This window comes from Thiohalorhabdus denitrificans (assembly GCF_001399755.1).
GTDB classification, from domain to species: domain Bacteria; phylum Pseudomonadota; class Gammaproteobacteria; order Thiohalorhabdales; family Thiohalorhabdaceae; genus Thiohalorhabdus; species Thiohalorhabdus denitrificans.
Window position 1 is genome coordinate 538424 of the sequence record NZ_LJCP01000010.1, and the last position, 17980, is coordinate 556403.

Sequence of the window (17980 nt, forward strand, 5' to 3'; positions counted from 1 at the left end):
CGGAACAGAGACCGTTCCCCGCGGCAAACCGAACGAGGCCAATCATGGGTATCCCCCTGCTGCAGCAATACCGAGTCGGCAAGTACATCCTCGGCCGGAAGCTGGCCGGAAGCCGCCGCTACCCCCTGGTACTCATGCTGGAGCCCCTGTTCCAGTGCAACCTGGCCTGCGAGGGATGCGGCAAGATCGCCTATCCCGACGACATCCTCGCCCAGCGCATGAGCGCCGCGGAGTGCCTGGAGGCGGTGGATGAGTGCGGGGCGCCGGTGGTCTCGGTAGCCGGCGGCGAGCCCCTGCTCCACAAGGAGATGCCCGAGATCGTGGCCGGCATCATCGAGCGCAGGAAGTTCGTCTACCTGTGCACCAACGCCCTGCTGGCCATCAAGCGCATGAAGGACTACACCCCCTCGCCCTACCTCACTTTCTCCATCCACCTGGACGGCGACCGCGAGCGCCACGACGCCTCGGTCTGTCAGGAGGGGGTCTACGACCGCGCCACCGAGGCCATCCGGCGTCTCCGCGAGGCGGGCTTCCGGGTCAACATCAACTGCACCCTGTTCCAGGGCGAGGACCCGGCACGCGCGCGGGACTTCTTCGACGAGGCCACGCGCCTGGGCGTGGAGGGGATCACGGTCTCCCCGGCCTTCGACTACGAGGGGGCCAAGCGCCACGACATCTTCATGGGCATCCGCAGCATCAAGGAGCTGTTCCGCGGCATCTTCCGCGAGGGCAAGGGGCGCAGGTGGCCCCTCAGCCATTCCGCCCTGTACCTGGATTTCCTGGCCGGCAACCAAGCGTACCAGTGCACCCCCTGGGGCAACCCCACCCGCAACATCTTCGGCTGGCAGCGCCCCTGCTACCTGCACGCCGACGGCGGCTACGCCCCCACCTTCCGGGCCCTGATGGAGGAGACCGACTGGGAGGCCTACGGCGTGGGGCGCCACCCCAAATGCGAGAACTGCATGGCCCATTGCGGCTTCGAGGCCACGGCCGTGGAGGACACCGTGCGCCATCCCTGGAAGGCCCTGAAGACCGCCCTGCGCGGGCCGCGCACCGAGGGGCCCATGGTCCCGGACCCGCCCTCCGCGCAGCCGCGGGAGGAATCGGGCACCGTGGCCACCGTGCCGGTGCACGCCATCGGCCGTCCCACCGGGCGGGACGCCTGATGGAGCTTTTCGGCGCGCGGGGTAGAATGGATACGGGGTTCGGACCCCCACAGGGAACCGCCCCATGACCACGCTGGTCACCGGAGGGACCGGATTCCTCGGCTCGGCCCTGGTGCGGCACCTGCTGGCAGCGGGCCACCGGGTACGCGTGCTGGCCCGCCCGGGCGGACCGCGCGCCAACCTCGCCGACCTGCCGGTGGAGGTGGTGGAGGGGGATCTCACCGACCCATCCACCCTGGAACCGGCCCTGGAGGGCTGCCAGGCCCTGTTCCACCTGGCGGCGGACTACCGCCTCTGGGTCCCCGATCCGGAGCGGATGTACCGCGCCAACGTGGAGGGCACACGCACCCTCCTGCGGGCCGCCAACCGGACCGGTGTGGGGCGCATCGTTTACACCAGCAGCGTGGCTACCCTGGCGGCGCGCGCAGACGGCGAGCCGGCGGACGAGTCGCGCTCCGCCCCGGAGGCGGACCAGATCGGCCCGTACAAGCGCTCCAAGGTCCTCGCCGAGGCGGAGGTGCGGCGCCAGGTCCGGGAGGAGGGGCTGCCGGCGGTCATCGTCAATCCCTCCACGCCTGTGGGTCCGCGGGACGCCCGCCCCACCCCCACCGGGCGCATGATCCTGGACGCCGCGGCCGGACGCATGCCCGCCTACGTGGACACCGGGCTGAACCTGGTCCACGTGGACGACGTGGCCGCCGGGCACCTGGCGGCCCTGGAGCATGGCCGCCTCGGGGAGCGCTACATCCTGGGCGGGGAGAACCTCGCCCTGCGCGAGGTGCTGGCCCGGGTGGCCGCCCTCATGGGCCGGCGTCCGCCCCGGGTGCGCCTGCCGCGGGGGCTGGTGCTGCCCGTTGCCTACGGCGCCGAGGCCTGGGCGGGCCTCACCGGCCGCGAGCCGCTGGCCACCGTGACCGGCGTGAAGCTGGCCCGGAAGCGCATGTACTTCACCAGCGCCAAGGCCGAGGCCGAGCTCGGCCACCGGGCCCGTCCCGCCGACGAGGCCCTGGCCGAGGCCCTGGAGTGGTTCCGGGCCCAGGGCCGCCTGGACCGGGATCCGCGCGCCGCCGCCGAAGGATCCCGGCGCACCGCCGGACCCGCGAGAGCACCCAACCGGGAGGCATGAGAGACCCGTGAGCGAGGAGGCTTCCCCCGCGGAGGCGCGGCGCCTGCGCCTCGACACCCTACTGGTGCGGCGCGGCCACGCGGCCAGCCGGGCCCGCGCGCGCCGTCTGATCGAGGCGGAATCGGTGCAGGTGGCCGGCCGGGTGGTCACCAAGCCCGGGCGGATCGTGGCCGAGGAGGCAGAGGTGACCGTCACCGGAAGCGACATCCCCTATGTCTCCCGGGCCGGCCTGAAGCTGGAGGCCGCCCTCGACCGCTTCGCCCTCGATCCCACCGACACCCGCGCCCTCGACGTCGGGGCCTCCACCGGCGGGTTCACCGACCTGCTCCTGCAGCGCGGCGCCCGCGAGGTGGTGACCGTGGACGTGGGCACCGACCAGCTCCACGCCCGCCTGCGGGACGATTCGCGGGTGCGCTGCTTGGAGAGCACGGACATCCGGAGCGCCGATCCCGCGCTGCTCGGCGCGCCCTTCCCCTGGCTAGTGGCGGACCTGAGCTTCCTGTCCCTGGGCGGCGTCCTACCCGTTCTGCGACGGCTGGTTACGGACGACGCGGTGGTGGCGGTGCTGGTGAAGCCCCAGTTCGAGGTGGGCCGGGGCAAGGTGGGTCGCGGCGGCGTGGTCCGGGACCGGAAACTGCGCGAGGGGGCCCTGGAAGGGGTGCGGGCGCAGACGGAGGGCTCCGGGCTCCGTCCCGGCGACGCCTTCGAGGTGCCCCTGGCGGGCGAGTCCGGCAACCGGGAATACTTCCTGCGCCTGCATCCGGTACCTGCCGGGCCGACGGCCCGCGCCCCGGGGCCGGAAATTGACCCTCCCGGGGAGCTGGGGTAACTTAGCGGCCATCGCCCGGCCGGGCGTTTCACCCCTTCCCAACGCAAAGTCCGCAATCCGACCTTGACCGAACCATCCGAACCGAGCCCGGACACCAACGGCGAACAGGACCAGGATCTGTCTTTCGAGCAGGCCCTCGCCGAGCTGGAGACCCTGGTGGAGCGCCTCGAATCCGGCGAGCAGGGCCTGGAGCAGGATCTCGCCGACTTCGAGCGGGGGATCCACCTCTCCCGCCAGTGCGAGCAACGGCTCCAGGAGGCCGAGCAAACGGTCTACAAGCTCGTGGGCGACACCGAGGAAGGCGAGCATCTCGCCCCCTTCGAGGACGGCGCCGAGCCCTCCGAAAGCGACGGCGAGTAGGCCCCGTGGAGCCCCTTCTGCGCAGCTTTATCGAGGACCGGCGGGAGCGCGTCGAGCGCACCCTCGAGGACCTCCTGCCGGGCGCCGAGGACCTCGCTCCCTCCCCGCTCGGCGGCGCCCTGCGCTACGCCGTGCTCGGCTCCGGCAAGCGCCTGCGGCCGATCCTGGTGCTGGCCGGGTGCGAGGCGGTGGGCGGCGACGCGGGTCCGGCCCTCGCCCCGGCGGCGGCGGTGGAGTGCATCCACGCCTACAGCCTGGTCCACGACGACCTGCCCGCCCTGGACAACGACGACCTGCGCCGGGGACAGCCCACCACCCACAAGGCCTTCAATGAGGCCACCGCCGTGCTGGTGGGCGACGCCCTGCAGACCCTGGCCTTCCAGGCCATCGCCGACGCCGGGCAGCTGGACGTCCCCACCCGCCTGGAGATGACGCGGCGGCTGGCCCACGCCGCGGGCCACGCCGGCATGGTGGGCGGCCAGGCCCTGGACCTGGCCCAGGAGGACCGGGCCATCGGCATGGAGGCCCTGCAGCGCATCCACCGGCTGAAGACCGGGGCCCTGCTGCGCACCTCCGTGGAGCTGGGAGCCCTGGCGGGCACCGCGGACGGGGAAACCGTGGATGCCCTGGGCGCCTATGGACGGCATATCGGCTTGGCTTTCCAGATCACGGATGATGTCCTGGACGTTGAGGGCGATACGGCGGCCCTGGGCAAGACCGCCGGTGCCGACGCGGAGCACCGCAAGGCCACCTATCCCGCCCTGCTGGGACTCGAGGAGTCCAAGCGCCTGGCCCGTACCGAGATCGAGCGGGCCCTGGAATGGCTCACCCCCTTCGGGGAAGCCGCCGAACCCCTGCGGGCCCTGGCCCGCTACATCATCGACCGGGACCACTGAGCCATGGCCGAACTGCTTGATACCATCAGCTACCCGGAGGACCTGCGCGGCCTCGACGCCGCCCGACTGCCGGACCTGGCCGAAGAGCTGCGGGGCTACCTCCTGGAATCGCTGAGCGAGACCGGGGGCCACCTCGGCGCCAACCTGGGCACCGTGGAGCTGACCCTGGCGCTGCACTACACCTTCCAGACCCCGCACGACCGCCTGGTCTGGGACGTGGGCCACCAGGCCTACGTGCACAAGCTGCTAACCGGCCGCCGCGAGTCCTTCGGTACTATCCGCCAGGCGGGCGGCCTCTCCGGCTTCCCCAAACGCGCCGAGAGCCCCTACGACACCTTCGGCGTGGGCCACGCCTCCACCTCCATCTCCGCCGCCCTGGGCATGGCCCAGGCCTCCGCCGCGCAGGGGGAGGAGCGGGCGGTGGCGGCCATCATCGGCGACGGCGCCATGACCGCCGGCATGGCCTTCGAGGCCCTCAACCACGCCGGGGACCTGAACGCCAATCTGCTGGTGATCCTCAACGACAACGAGATGTCCATCTCCCCCAACGTGGGGGCCCTGTCGCAGCGCTTCTCCCGCCTCATCGCCGGACGCTGGTACAACCGCATGCGCGACAACGCCGACCGCGCCCTGTCCCGCATCCCCGGCGCCCGTGACATCGCCCGCCGCGCCGAGGAGCATTTCAAGGGGCTGATCACCCCGGGCACCCTGTTCGAGGAACTGGGCTTCAACTACGTGGGGCCGGTGGACGGCCACAACCTGGACGAGCTGCTGCCCATCCTCGGCAACCTGCGGGGCATGGAGGGGCCGCGCCTCCTGCACGTGGTCACCCGCAAGGGCAAGGGCTTCGAGCCGGCGGAGAACGAGCCCACCAAATACCACGGCGTCACCCCCTTCGACCCCGCCACCGGCGCCCCCCGCAAATCCGGCGGCGGTGCCCCCGCCTACACCAAGGTCTTCGGCGACGCCCTGATCGAGACGGCCGCGGCCGACGAGCGGGTGACGGGCATCACGCCGGCCATGCGCGAGGGCTCCGGGCTGGTGGAGTTCGAGCAGCGCTTCCCCGAGCGCTTCTTCGACGTGGGCATCGCCGAGCAGCATGCCCTGACCTTCGCGGCGGGCCAGGCCTGCGAGGGGCTGCGGCCGGTGGTGGCCATCTATTCCACCTTCCTGCAGCGGGCCTACGACCAGCTCATCCACGACATCGCCATCCAGAACCTGCCGGTGGTCTTCGCCATCGACCGCGCCGGCATCGTCGGGCCGGACGGGCCCACCCACGGCGGCAACTTCGACTTGAGCTTCCTGCGCCCGGTGCCCAACCTCACCCTCATGACGCCGGCCAACGAGGTGGACCTGCGCAACATGCTGGCCACCGGCCTGGCCCTGGAGGGCCCCTCCGCCCTGCGCTACCCGAAGGACAAGGCGGTGGGGCTGGCCACCAGCGGGCCGCCCAGCCCGCTGGAGGTGGGCCGCGCCGAGGTGGTCCGCGAGGGGAGCGGCGGCCAGGCCCTGCTGGTTTTCGGCCCCTTCATCGGCCCCGCCCTGGAGGCGGCGGAAGAGCGGGACGCCACGGTGGTCAACATGCGCTTCGTGAAGCCGCTGGATACCGCCCTGCTCACCGAGCTGGCGGCCACGCACCGCCACCTCGTCACGGTGGAGGAGAACACCCTGGCGGGCGGGGCGGGCGAGGCGGTGCGCGCCTTCCTGGCCTCCCTGGACCCGGAGGTCCGCGTCACCTGCCTGGGCCTGCCCGACGCCTTCATCCCGCAGGGGGAGCGCACCGCCCTGCTGGGCGACTACGGCCTGGATGCGGCGGGCATGACCGCCGCCCTGCGCGCGCACACGGCCCCCCGCCCCGTTGCACGGGAATGCCCCCAAAAGTAAGCTAGGGGCCGTTCCCCAGCATCCCACTCACCTATTGCGCGGCGGGGGCCTCCCGCCGCCAATGAAGGTTCCGTACATGGCCGTGCACGACCGTACCGTCTCCGAGCAGGAGCTCCCGGACTGCGCCAGCGAGATCCAGGACACCCAGGGCCTGCCGGACCAGCGCCGCATCCCCATAAACAAGGTGGGCATCAAGGACATCCGCCACCCGGTGCGGGTCAAGGACCGTACCCAGGGCGAGCAACACACCCTGGCCCACTTCAACGCCTACGTGGACCTGCCCCAGCACTTCAAGGGCACCCACATGTCCCGCTTCGTGGAGATCCTCAACGACCACGAGCGGGAGATCTCCGTGGAGTCCTTCCGCTCCATCCTCGAGGAGATGCGCGCCCGCCTGGAGGCGGAGCAGGCCCACCTGGAGATGGCCTTCCCCTACTTCATCATGAAGCAGGCCCCGGTCTCCGGCGTGGAGAGCCAGATGGACTACGAGGTCACCCTGCGGGGCCACCTCACCCCCGAGGACTACCAGATCACCATCCAGGTGCAGGTGCCCGTCACCAGCCTGTGCCCCTGCAGCAAATCCATCTCCGAGTACGGCGCCCACAACCAGCGCTCCCACGTGGACCTGCAGGTGCGCGCCCGCGACTTCGTCTGGATCGAGGACCTGGTGGAGCTGGCGGAGGCCGAGGCCTCCTGCGACCTCTACGGGGTCCTCAAGCGGCCCGACGAGAAGTACGTCACCGAGCACGCCTACGAGAACCCCAAGTTCGTGGAGGACCTGGTCCGCGACATCGCCCGGCGGCTGGAGGACGACGAACGGATCGTCTGGTACACGGTGGGCGCCGAGAACTTCGAGTCCATCCACAACCACTCGGCCTACGCCTGGATCGAGCGCGACAAGCGCACCCCCCTCCCCGACGGCGCCTGATCCGCTCCTCCGTGGTGGGAACGGCCGCCGGCGTGGTACCGTAGCAGGCAGCCGGACGGGCCCCGCCCGCTCCCCGGTCTCGACCCGTTTCCGTGTCCATGCCGCCCCCGCGGCGTGGCCCCCGTTCCCGTGACAACCAGCGGAGCGCGCCGCATGCGCCTATCCCAGTACCTCCTGCCCACCCTGCGCGAGACCCCCGCCGACGCCGAGATCGTCAGCCACCAGCTCATGCTCCGCGCCGGGATGATCCGGCGGCTGGCCGCCGGGCTGTACTCCTGGCTGCCCCTCGGGTACCGGGTGGTGCAGCGTGTGGAGCAGGTGGTCCGCGAGGAGATGAACGCCGCCGGCGCCCAGGAGGTGCTCATGCCCGTGGTCCAGCCCGCCGAGCTGTGGGAGGAATCCGGGCGCTGGGACAACTTCGGCCCCGAGCTGCTGCGCATCAAGGACCGCCACGACCGCGACTTCGCCCTGGGGCCCACCCACGAGGAGGTGATCACCGACCTGATCCGCGGCGAGGTGCGCTCCTACCGTCAGCTGCCCCTGAACCTCTACCAGATCCAGACCAAGTTCCGCGACGAGATCCGGCCCCGCTTCGGCGTCATGCGGGCCCGGGAGTTCGTCATGAAGGACGGCTACTCCTTCGAGGCCGACGAGGCGAGCCTGGACCGCACCTACGAGGCCATGTTCGAGGCCTACGGCCGCATCTTCTCCCGCCTGGGCCTCGACTTCCGCCCCGTGCGCGCCCGCACCGGGGCCATCGGCGGCAGCGTCTCTCACGAGTTCCACGTCCTCGCCGAGTCCGGCGAGGACGAGATCGCCTCCTGCCCGTCCTGCGGCTACGCCGCCAACGTGGAGCTGGCCGAGGCGGCGGCCCCGGAGACGGAGCGCCCCGCCCCGGGGGAGGAACTGCGCACCGTGGACACGCCCGGCGCCTACACCATCGCCGCCGTGTCCGCCATGCTGGACGTGCCCGCCGATCGCACGGTGAAGACCCTGTTTGCCGAGGGCCGCCACGGCCCGGTGGCCCTGGTGCTGCGCGGCGACCACGAGCTCAACGAGGACAAGGCCGCCGCCCACCCGGCCCTGGGCGGCGAATGCCACTTCCTGGACGGCCACCGCGTCAAGCAGCTGGCCGGGGCCGAGCCGGGCTCCGTGGGCCCGGTGGGGCTGGACGTGGAGAAGGTGACGGTGGTGGCGGATCGCGAGGCGGCGGTGCTCGCCGACTTCGTCTGCGGCGCCAACCGGGACGATCAGCACCTCATGGGCGTCAACTGGAACGAGAACCTGCCCGAGCCCCAGGCTGCCGACCTGCGCATGGTGGTGAAAGGCGACCCCTGCCCCGAGTGCCGCACCCCCATGGACACCACCCGCGGCATCGAGGTGGGCCACATCTTCAAGCTGGGCGCCAAGTACTCGGAAAGTCTCGGGGCCACCTACCTGGACGCCGACGGCCGCGAGCACCCCATGCTAATGGGCTGCTACGGCATCGGGGTCTCGCGCATCGTGGCCGCCGCCATCGAGCAGAACCACGACGACGCGGGCATCCGCTGGCCGGAGGCCATCGCCCCCTTCGACGTGGCCCTGATCGCCATCAACAAGAAGAAATCCCAGCGGGTGGCGGACGCCGCCGAGGCGGTCTACGCGGAGCTCCGGGAGGCCGGCTACGAGGTGCTGTACGACGACCGCGACGAGCGGCCGGGGATCCAGTTCAACGACGCCGACCTGATCGGCATCCCCCACCGGCTGGTGGTGGGCGACAAGGGCCTGGACCGCGGGGTGTACGAATACAAGGCCCGCACCGCGGCGGAGAGCGAGGACGCCCCGGCGGACGGGCTGCTGGAATTCCTGCGGACACGGGCCGGGGACGTCTGACCCACCCTTTATCCCCATTCCGAATGGCGGTAGGCTTGCCGGGGGGATACCAGCCAAAGGGGACCGTCATGCACCTCCGCCGCATCCTGGCTCCGGTGGACCAGTCGGAGCCCTCCCACCACGCGGCGCGCTCCGCCGCGGAGATGGCCATCCGCTTCCAGGCCGAGCTGCACCTGCTGCACGTGGTCACCCCGCAGCTCATCTACGCCGAATGGCCCGAGCTGGTGATGCCGCCCGAGGACCTCACCGAGGAGATGCTGGAGCAGTGCCGGCGCTACCTGGAGGGCCTGGAGAAGGAGCTCACGGAGATGGGCGCCACCGTCACCGTGCACTGCGAGGAGTCGGCCATGCGCCCCTTCGCCGCCATCAGCCGCTTCGCCGGAGACCTGCCGGCGGACCTGATCGTGATCGGCTCGCACGGGCGGTCGGGCCTGCGCCATGCCCTGTTGGGCTCCACCGCCGAGCGGGTGGTCCGCAAGGCGCCCACGCCCGTGCTGGTGGTGAAATCCGCCGAGTCCGCCCCCGAGCTTCCCGAGTCCGCACCGGAGGGATAGCCGGTGCGCATCGCCCTTCCCCTGCTGGCCCTCGCCGGCCTGCTGGTCGCGGCGCGTCCGGTGCCCGCCGAGCCGGTGGATCCGCGGCTGCGCCAGGATCTCGGCGCCGCCCTTGACCGGCCCCACTCCCCCGCCGACCGGTTCGACCAGCAGGTCTGGTTCAAGGACTACATGCGCCGTCTGCGCCCCTTTGTCCCCGACGCCGAGGAGCGCCGCCGCCTGGCCGCCCTGGTCTTCGAGGAGGCCGGCAAGGCGGAGATCCCGCCGGGCCTGGTCTTCGCCGTGATTCAGGTGGAGTCCCACTTCCAGCGCTTCGCCCTGTCCCACGCCGGCGCCCGGGGCCTCATGCAGATCATGCCCTTCTGGCGCGAGGAGATCGGCCGCCCCGGGGACAACCTGTTCGAGCCCCGCACCAACCTGCGCTACGGCTGCACCATCCTCCGCCACTACCTGGAGCGGGAGGAGGGGGACATCCTGCGGGCCCTGGCCGCCTACAACGGCAGCATGGGGCGCACCATCTACCCCGAGAAGATCCATCGGGCCTACCGGCAGCGCTGGGCGGAGGGCCGCTAGGCGGGCTTTCCGCGGACAGCAAGGCGCGGGTCCGGGCCGGACCTCACCCGCCCTACCGGACCCGGAACTCGCCGAACGCCTTCTCCTCCTGGTCCATCGCATCCACCCGTTCCACATGGGCCGCCGGCGGCCCGCCCTGGCGGAACCAGTCCTCCAGGGCCCGGACAGCCTCCGGGTCCCCCGCCGCCACCGCCTCCACGGAGCCGTCGGGAAGATTGCGGACCCAGCCGCCCAGCCCGAGCTCCCGGGCCTTCCGCCGGGTCGAGTCCCGGAAGAAGACGCCTTGCACCCGGCCGTGGATGGTATAGTGTCGCTGCATCGACAGCCTCCCGAGCTGGATCGAACGCTCCGGGCCATCCGGTGTCCCGGAGCCAGGTTGACGGACTTCTTGCAGGGTAACGAGAGGAGCCCATGTTTTATACCGCCGCGGAAGTGCTTCCCCAGGAGGACAAGGTGTCCCGGCGCCTTGGAATCATCGCCGACATCCTGTTCCGCCGCAGCCGCAAGGATTTCAATATCCGCGTCGGGGAGCGGGAGCTGCGCTACACGGACAGCCCCCGGTTCGTTATCATCTTCGACAGCCCGCGCACCGTGCGCCGCCTCATCCTCCGCGCCAACGAATACCGGGCGGCGGAGGCCTTCGTGGACAAGCACCTGGACATCGAGGGCGACCTGATCGCCGGGCTGAAGACCAAGAACGCCCTCATCGAGCGGGCCCCCACCCTGCGCTTGGGCGAGAAGCTCAAGATCCTGTTCACCCTGCTGCGAATCTGAGCGCCATGTTCCGCCACACCCGCGCCAAGGACCGCCGGTCCATCGCCCACCATTATGACCTGTCGAACGACTTCTATGGGCTCTTCCTCGACCCGCAGATGGCCTACACCTGCGCCTACTTCCCCCACGAGGAAGCCAGCCTGGAGGACGCCCAGCGGGCCAAGTTCGACCACATCGCCCGCAAGCTGCGCCTGAAGCCCTACCAGACCCTCCTGGACATCGGCTGCGGCTGGGGATCCTTCGTGGTGCATGCCTGCAAGCACTACGGGGTCACCGCCCACGGCGTCACCCTGAGCCGCCAGCAGGCGGAGTACGCCCAGGAGTGGATCCGGCGCGAGGGCCTGGAAGACCAGGCGCTCGTCGAATACAAGGACTACCGGGACCTGGTGGGTGTGGAGCAGTACGACCGCATCAGCGCCATCGGCATCATCGAGCACGTCGGCCACCGCAACCTGGCCCGGTACTTCGAGGGCATCCACCGCCTCCTCAAGGACAACGGGCTGTTCCTCAACCACGGCATCTCCCGCGGCCGGGAATGGCGCCCCAACCCGGGCAGCCGGTGGATCAGCGACCGTGTCTTCCCCGAGGGGGAGCCGCCCTCACTGTCCACGGTCATCACCCAGCTTGAGGACAGCCGCTTCGAGGTCCAGGATGTGGAGAACCTCCGCGAGCACTACGCCAAAACCTGCGCCGAATGGGTGGAGCGGTTGCGCAGCAACCGCGACCAATGCCTCCAGCACGTGGACGAGCAAACCTACCGCACCTGGATCCTCTACCTGGCCATGAGCAGCATCTATTTCGAGGAGGGGGAGATCTTCCTCTACCAGGTGCTGTCGTCCAAGCGCATGCCCCGCTTCGCCCCCGTACCGCTTACCCGGGAGGACCTCTATGAGTGAGAAGGGATTCGACGCCGAGGTGCTGGTCATCGGCGGCGGGCCCGGCGGCTCCACCGCCGCCTGGGACCTCGCTCGGCAGGGCGTGGACGTGCTGGTGCTGGACGGGGCCGAGTTCCCCCGGGTCAAGCTCTGTGCGGGCTGGATCACCCCGCAGATCCTGGACGCCCTGGAGCTGGATCCGGAGGCCTACCCCCACACCATCAGCCCCTTCTCCTCGGCGGTGCTCTGGGTGGGCGACACCCCCTACCGCACCGACTACCGGCGCCCGGTGAGCTACGGCATCATCCGGGCCGAGTTCGACCACTACCTGCTTGAGCGGGCCCGGGAGGCGGGGGCGCGGTTCGCCAACGAGACCATCCGCACCGTGGAGGCCGGGCCCGAGGCCTTCGAGGTGACCACCCGGGACGGCAGCACCTACCGGGCCCCGCTGGCCATCGGCGCGGGGGGATCCAAGGACCCCATCCGCCGCCAGCTCACCACCCACGCTCCGGAGGAGCGCATGGTGGTGACCCTGGAGAGCGAGACACGGGTGGGCGCCGAGCGCATCCAGGCCCATACCCCCTATTTCGAGGTGCCGGAGCTGTTCCTGGAGCCGGACTTCAACGGCTACGCCTGGTACTTCACCAAGGGCGACTTCCTCAACATCGGCATCGGCCGCCTGGGCGACCCCCGCATCCGGGACGCCCATCCGCGCTTCCTGGAGAAACTGCGGGACCTGGGGCGACTCACTCCCGAACTGGAGGCGGACCTCACCAAGTTCCGCGGCCACCCCTACAAGATCTACGACTCGGTGCCCAACCAGGCCCACGGGGACCGGTTCCTATTGGTGGGGGATGCGGCGGGGCTGGCCCGCCACTATTCCGGCGAGGGGATCCGTCCGGCGGTGGAGAGCGCCCGCGACGCCGCGGCGGTGGCGCGGTCGGCCCTGGAGCGGGGCCGGTTCGCGGCGAAGGACCTGGAGGACTACCCCCAGCGGCTCACGGAACGGTACGGGCCGCAGAAGGCGCCCCGTTTCGACCCCACCCGCTGGATCCCGCACTCCTGGCAGGGGCGGATCGTGGAGGGCATCTGCCGCAGCGACCGGCTGCGCCGGGACTGGGTTTTCGGCAGGGTCTTCCTGTTCGACCCCGAGGCCGCGGTCTCCTGAGGACGCCCCGCCCACGCGGTCAGGCCCGTGCGAGCACGCCTCAGTGGGCGATAGCATCTACCGGCTTCGAAGCTCGGTCCGATCCAGGTTCGCCCGCTAAAGCGGGCTCCTAGGAAGGTCGTTTCGGGGCGGACGGAAGCGACGGAGCGTTACTACGGGGCGGCGACCCGGGCCCGCATGCCCATGCGCAGGTCGCCCTCCGGATTGGGCACCCGCACCCGGACCGGGTAGCGCGGCTCCTCCTGCTGGGCATCCACGGGGGCCTGACCGATCCGGACCACCTCGCCCCGGAGGGGGTTCCGATCGAAGGCCGGGAAGGTCACCTCCAGCTCGTCCCCCTCCCCGAGCCCGGCCACTTGCTCCTCGCCCACGTTCACCACCACATCCAGGGACTCCGCCGACGTGGCCAGCCGGAACAACAGCGGCGGCCGCAGGTTGGCGATTACGGTCTCGCCCGGATGGACGTTGCGCTTGACCACCACGCCGTCTATGGGGGCACGGATCTCCGTATAGCCGAGATCCACGCGCGCCTGGCGGACCGCGGCCCGGGCTTCTTCCACCGCCGCCCGATCCCGGTCGGCGTCCCGCTGAGCGATCTCCAGGTCGTGCTGGGCGGAAAGCCCGCGATCATAGATCTTCTGCTGGCGCTCCAGTTCCCGGCTGCTTTCCTTGGCCACCGCCTCGGCCCGCTCCAGCCGGGCCTCGGCCTTCGCCAGCGCCGCCTGGTAGCTGGAGGGATCGATCCGGGCCAGGAGCTCGCCCTCTTTCACCCGGTCCCCCTCTTCCACCACCACTTCGGCCACGGGACCGCTCACCTGGGCCCCCATGGAGAGGGCTCGGCGCGCTTCCAGGCGTCCCTCCCAGGGACCCTGCGCCGCCTGCCCGACGGCCTCCACCGGGCCCAACGCCAACAGTACCAGGCTTGCCAGTACAGCCCGCTTCATTGTCGTTTCTCCGTTTTCGATGCGAGAGGCTCGCCGACCAGCGCGTCCAGGCGGTCATAGGCCATGGCCAGCCCGAATTTCGCCTCGGCCAGCTTCATTTCGGCCCGGGTCTGCTCGGTCAGGGAGTCGCCCAGGTCGGTCTCCAGCTCCAGCACGTATTCGGTCCGGGCCAGATCGGTCTTGAGCTCCCGGTGGCGCACCAGGGCCTCGGCGTAGGCGCGCCGCTCCTGCCAGGACTGGACGTCCAGGTGGGCATCGTAGATGTTCTCCTCCACCTGCTGGCGGAGCTCCAGCCAGCTGGCCCGCTCCTGCTGGGCGGCGGCCCGGGCCGCCTCCACCCGCGCCCCCAGGCGCCCGCCCTCGTACAGGGGGGCCTCCACGCGGATGGCGGCTTCCACATCGTTGCGAAAATCGAACTGCCGGGAATACCGCTGCGCCCCCACCTCCCCGACCACTCGGGGCAGACGCTGGGCCTTGCGACGCTCGGTGCGCGCCCGGGCGGCGTCCAGGCGCTGCCGGGCCGCGATCAGGCGCGGATTCGTGCGCCAAGCCCGGTTCCGCAGCTCCTGGACGGACGGAAGTTCGCGGTCGAGGTCCAGGTCCGGCCGGACCAGATCCCGGGGCATGGCGTCCTCCAGGCCCATGGCATGGGCCAGCCGCACCCGAGCGAGGCGGGCGTCGTACTGGGCGCCGCGGTATTTGCTCCGGAAATCGCGGAAGCGGCTCTCCAGCCTGGCCAGCTCCACGGGGGAAATCTCCCCCAGCTCCTCCCGCCCCTGCCCGTAATCCCAGCGAATGAACGCCACCGCCATGGCCTCGTTCCAGACCTGGACCTGGCGATCGGCGAGGAGGGTGTCGTAGAACTGCCGCCGGATGGCGAGTACCCGCCGCTGCTGGGCGTCGAACAGCTCCAGCTCGGCGGCCTCTCGCTCGAAGCGGGCGGCCCGGCCGGCCGCCTCCCGGGCCCCGAAATCGTACAGGTCCTGCTCCAGGACGATCCGAGCCTCGCTGTCATCGGTGAACCGCCCCTCGTCCTCCCCGCCGATCTGGCGGCCCTGACGAAGGATCCCCTCGGCGTAGAGGCGCGGACGGTAACCCGCAGTGGCGGAGCGCACTTGCGCCTCCCGCTCCTTGGTGCGGGCCTGGGCGGCCATCAGGGAAGGATGGTTCTCCAGGCCGATGCGGACCGCCTGATCCAGATCCAGGGGCCCCTGCGGGAGCGCGGCGGGGCGCTCCGCCCACCCCCAGTTCGGTAGAACGGCCAGGGAGGCCAATACCAGGGCGGCGGAGCCCCGAAGCCGAGCGCCACGTTTCATGCACGCACACCCACGAGCTGTGTTGATGGGAAGGGGGATCGGTAAACCGGATAGCCCATCAGGAACCACCGCCTACATGCCGGTCCCGGTAGGCCTCCATCTCCTCGCGGGACATGATGCCGGAATGGTGTCCGATGATCCCACCATCCGGGGACACCAGGTAGGTGGCGGGGAGCCCGCGGAAGGAGCCGAATTTTTCGGCCGTCTGGGGGCTGGCGTAGGCCACCGGGTAGGTGATGTTCATCATGTCCGCCATCTTGGCGACATTCTCCCGGGACCGGTAGTTGATGGCCAGTCCCACTACCACGGTGTCCTCGTGGGCCTCGTGGAAGGCCTGCAGATCGGGCATCTCCTGCCGGCAGGGCGGGCACCACGGGGCCCAGAAGTTCACCAGCACCAGCTTCCCCCGGTAATCCGACAGGCGGAAACTGTCCCCGTCGAGACCCTCCAGGACCACCTCGGGGGCCTGCTCCCTGGACACGGCGTAGGCGCCGAGCCCGGCAAGGCCCACGATCAGGCCCAGGGTGATGAGGACCGTGGCGATCCTGGCTTTACGGTGGCCTCCCGTCACGATTTATTCGTCATAGTGGTAGTACTTGTCGTTCAGGTAGGTGGCGAGATCCTCGATATCCTGGATGGAGAGGTCCTGCGCCATGGCCTGGGTGCACTGGCGCTGGATCCAGGAGACCACCTCCGCCTGATTGGTGGCGCGCACGTCGTCACGCTTGTGAACGCTGTCCGTGTGGCATGCCCCGGCGCAATGCTCCTGGTAGAGCGCCTCGCCCTGCTTCGGGTCGCCGTTCAGGTCGGCGTAGGCCGGGGCATTGAGCATGGAGACGGCGAGCACCGCGATCGCTTTCCGCATGGTATCCCTCCGGTGGGGCGATCCGGGCCCGGGACCCGGCTGTAAAGGAATCCGACATCCATTAGAACGGCCATTCTAGGGTAGCCCCCCGCCGCGGACAACCTTTGCCCCCGTCGCGCCTTTGCGGCGACCCCCGTCGCGCCTACAATACCCGAACCCCGATTTCCATCCCCACCCAATCCGACCTTCGGCGCAAAGGGAGCAGCGGCTTGAGCGCAACCACCCGGACCGAGTACGACAGCCTGGGGTCCTTCGAGGTCCCCGTCGACGCCCTCTACGGGGCCCAGACCGCCCGGGCCTTGGCCAACTTCCCCATCTCCGGGCGCGGCCCGGACGGGGACTTCGTGGAGGCGACGGTCCGCGTCAAGCGCGCCGCCGCGGTGGCCAATCGGGACTGCGGCGCCCTCGAGGACCGGCTCGCCGGGGCCATCCTGGCGGCCTGCGACCGCGTGCTCGGCGGGGAATTCCGGGACCATTTCGTGGTGGACCGGTTCCAGGCGGGCGCCGGGACCAGCCACAACATGAACGCCAACGAGGTGCTGGCCAACCTGGCCAACCGGGAGCTGGGGGGCGAGCCGGGGCGCTACGACCCGGTCCACCCCAACGACCACGTCAACCAGTCCCAGAGCACCAACGACACCATTCCCACGGCGATCCGGCTGGCGGCCCTGGCCAAGCTACCCCGGCTCAGGGCGGCCGTGGACGACATGGCCGGGGCCCTGGAGGAGCTGGCGGAGCGGGAGCGGGACACGCTCAAGAGTGGGCGCACCCACCTCCAGGACGCCGTGCCCACCACCCTGGGGCACGAGCTCGGGGCCTACGCCTGGACCCTGCGCGAGGAAGGGCGGCGCCTGGAGGAGGCCGGCTCCGCCCTGGAGCGCATCGGTCTGGGCGGCACCGCCGCCGGAACGGGCCTGAACGCCCCCCGCGGCTACCGGGAGAAGGCCGCCGAGGAACTGGCGCGGCTCACCGGGCGGCCGATCACCCCCCATCCGGACATGGCCGCGGCCATGCAGTCCATGGCCGACCTGGCCCATTTCTCCGCCCGCATCGCCGCCCTCGCCGGGGAGCTGACCCGCATCAGCAACGACATCCGCCTGCTATCCAGCGGCCCCCGCACCGGTCTCGCCGAGCTCCGCCTGCCGCCGGTGCAGCCGGGCTCCTCCATCATGCCGGGCAAGGTGAACCCGGTCATGTTCGAGATGCTCAACCAGACCCTCTACCAGGTGGTGGGACAGGACGCGGCCATCCAGGCCATGAGCCGGGCCGGGCAGATGGAGCTGAACGTCATGATGCCCGCCCTGGGCTCCGCCCTATTCGACGCCCTGGAATGGCTCACGGCCGCGGTGACGGCGACCACGGAACGGGGCGTACGCGGCATGGAGGCCGACCGGGAGCGCGCCCGGGAGTACGCCCTGGTCAGCGTGGGCCTGGCCACCCTGCTGAACCGCGCCATCGGCTACGAGAAGGCCGCCGAGATCGCCAAGGAGTCGGAGCGCACCGGCATGCCGGTGGCGGACCTGGTGGCCGAGCACGGACTGCTGTCGCGGGAGGAGTTCGTGGCCATGGTGGAGCGGGCCGCCCGAACCGGGGAGGTGGACCTGTAGGCGTCCCCCCTTCCTGCCATCCTCGAGACGGAAAAAAACCGTTTCCCCCCCGCTCCGATTCCCGTTTGGCGGGGGGACCGTAGACTATTTTTACGTTTTTCCCGCCGAAACCACTTGACTATAAACGGACACCCCCCTTTTTCCAGTTTTTCCGCCGGCCTACTGTGGAGGTTCAGCTACGAAACTTTTGGATGAACGCGCGGCCGCTCCTTTGGGGCGGGCCGCGATCCACATAGGCGGACC

Annotated in this window: 19 protein-coding genes; 14 read left to right on the forward strand and 5 right to left on the reverse strand. The window is 70.5% G+C overall.

Annotated elements, in window-relative coordinates; genetic code table 11:
- The first annotated feature begins 44 nt into the window (after positions 1-44).
- The 10 genes from hpnH (at position 45) to AN478_RS09210 (ending at position 10188) form a co-directional block, all read left to right on the forward strand.
- Complete coding sequence (gene hpnH, locus AN478_RS09165) at positions 45-1166, forward strand: adenosyl-hopene transferase HpnH (protein ID WP_054966302.1); 1122 nt, start codon at positions 45-47, stop codon at positions 1164-1166.
- 64 nt (positions 1167-1230) lie between these two features.
- Complete coding sequence (gene hpnA, locus AN478_RS09170; RefSeq protein WP_074471206.1) at positions 1231-2292, forward strand: hopanoid-associated sugar epimerase; 1062 nt, start codon at positions 1231-1233, stop codon at positions 2290-2292.
- Between the two features lie 7 nt (positions 2293-2299).
- Positions 2300-3121, forward strand: a complete 822-nt coding sequence (locus AN478_RS09175) for a TlyA family RNA methyltransferase (protein WP_054966303.1) — start codon at positions 2300-2302, stop codon at positions 3119-3121.
- A 63-nt stretch (positions 3122-3184) separates the two neighbouring features.
- Positions 3185-3481, forward strand: coding sequence for an exodeoxyribonuclease VII small subunit (locus AN478_RS09180; protein WP_074471205.1), 297 nt, complete (start codon positions 3185-3187; stop codon positions 3479-3481).
- A gap of 5 nt (positions 3482-3486) precedes the next feature.
- On the forward strand, positions 3487-4377 hold the full coding sequence (locus AN478_RS09185; RefSeq protein WP_054966304.1) for a polyprenyl synthetase family protein: 891 nt from the start codon (positions 3487-3489) through the stop codon (positions 4375-4377).
- A gap of 3 nt (positions 4378-4380) precedes the next feature.
- A complete protein-coding gene (dxs, locus tag AN478_RS09190) occupies positions 4381-6261 on the forward strand; it encodes a 1-deoxy-D-xylulose-5-phosphate synthase (protein WP_054966305.1) in 1881 nt (626 codons plus the stop codon).
- Positions 6262-6337: 76 nt separating this feature from the next.
- Positions 6338-7189, forward strand: a complete 852-nt coding sequence (gene folE2, locus AN478_RS09195) for a GTP cyclohydrolase FolE2 (RefSeq protein ID WP_054966306.1) — start codon at positions 6338-6340, stop codon at positions 7187-7189.
- Positions 7190-7342: 153 nt separating this feature from the next.
- Positions 7343-9061, forward strand: a complete 1719-nt coding sequence (locus AN478_RS09200; protein ID WP_054966307.1) for a proline--tRNA ligase — start codon at positions 7343-7345, stop codon at positions 9059-9061.
- Between the two features lie 68 nt (positions 9062-9129).
- Complete coding sequence (locus tag AN478_RS09205; RefSeq protein WP_054966308.1) at positions 9130-9615, forward strand: universal stress protein; 486 nt, start codon at positions 9130-9132, stop codon at positions 9613-9615.
- A gap of 3 nt (positions 9616-9618) precedes the next feature.
- Positions 9619-10188 carry a lytic transglycosylase domain-containing protein gene (locus AN478_RS09210; RefSeq protein ID WP_231627369.1) on the forward strand — a complete coding sequence of 190 codons (570 nt, stop codon included), beginning with the start codon at positions 9619-9621 and terminating at the stop codon, positions 10186-10188.
- Between the two features lie 52 nt (positions 10189-10240).
- Here the strand turns inward: AN478_RS09210 and AN478_RS09215 are convergent, their stop codons facing one another.
- Positions 10241-10507 carry an acylphosphatase gene (locus AN478_RS09215; protein WP_054966309.1) on the reverse strand — a complete coding sequence of 89 codons (267 nt, stop codon included), beginning with the start codon at positions 10505-10507 and terminating at the stop codon, positions 10241-10243.
- Positions 10508-10599: 92 nt separating this feature from the next.
- Between AN478_RS09215 and AN478_RS09220 the strand changes: the two genes are divergently transcribed.
- Genes AN478_RS09220 through AN478_RS09230 form a run of 3 tightly spaced genes read left to right on the forward strand, consistent with a single transcriptional unit; the run spans position 10600 to position 13005 of the window.
- Positions 10600-10962 carry a hypothetical protein gene (locus AN478_RS09220; RefSeq protein WP_054966310.1) on the forward strand — a complete coding sequence of 121 codons (363 nt, stop codon included), beginning with the start codon at positions 10600-10602 and terminating at the stop codon, positions 10960-10962.
- 5 nt (positions 10963-10967) lie between these two features.
- Positions 10968-11858 carry an SAM-dependent methyltransferase gene (locus tag AN478_RS09225; protein WP_054966311.1) on the forward strand — a complete coding sequence of 297 codons (891 nt, stop codon included), beginning with the start codon at positions 10968-10970 and terminating at the stop codon, positions 11856-11858.
- A complete protein-coding gene (locus tag AN478_RS09230) occupies positions 11851-13005 on the forward strand; it encodes an NAD(P)/FAD-dependent oxidoreductase (RefSeq protein WP_054966312.1) in 1155 nt (384 codons plus the stop codon). Before AN478_RS09225 ends, AN478_RS09230 begins: the two co-directional genes overlap by 8 nt.
- Positions 13006-13157: 152 nt before the next feature.
- Here the strand turns inward: AN478_RS09230 and AN478_RS09235 are convergent, their stop codons facing one another.
- The 4 genes from AN478_RS09235 to AN478_RS09250 are packed head-to-tail and all read right to left on the reverse strand — an operon-like array spanning position 13158 to position 16130.
- Positions 13158-13949 (reverse strand): efflux RND transporter periplasmic adaptor subunit, encoded by a 792-nt coding sequence (locus tag AN478_RS09235; RefSeq protein ID WP_054966313.1) that lies wholly within the window; start codon positions 13947-13949, stop codon positions 13158-13160.
- Positions 13946-15265: a TolC family protein gene (locus tag AN478_RS09240; protein ID WP_082432990.1), complete on the reverse strand. Its 1320-nt coding sequence runs from the start codon at positions 15263-15265 to the stop codon at positions 13946-13948. The genes AN478_RS09235 and AN478_RS09240 overlap by 4 nt, the downstream gene beginning before the upstream one ends.
- 58 nt (positions 15266-15323) lie before the next feature.
- Positions 15324-15836 carry a TlpA family protein disulfide reductase gene (locus AN478_RS09245; RefSeq protein WP_054966315.1) on the reverse strand — a complete coding sequence of 171 codons (513 nt, stop codon included), beginning with the start codon at positions 15834-15836 and terminating at the stop codon, positions 15324-15326.
- Between the two features lie 3 nt (positions 15837-15839).
- Positions 15840-16130 (reverse strand): c-type cytochrome, encoded by a 291-nt coding sequence (locus AN478_RS09250; protein ID WP_054966316.1) that lies wholly within the window; start codon positions 16128-16130, stop codon positions 15840-15842.
- 209 nt (positions 16131-16339) lie between these two features.
- Here AN478_RS09250 and AN478_RS09255 point away from each other — a divergent pair, with 209 nt between their 5' ends.
- Positions 16340-17737, forward strand: a complete 1398-nt coding sequence (locus AN478_RS09255) for an aspartate ammonia-lyase (RefSeq protein WP_054966317.1) — start codon at positions 16340-16342, stop codon at positions 17735-17737.
- Positions 17738-17980 lie beyond the last annotated feature (243 nt).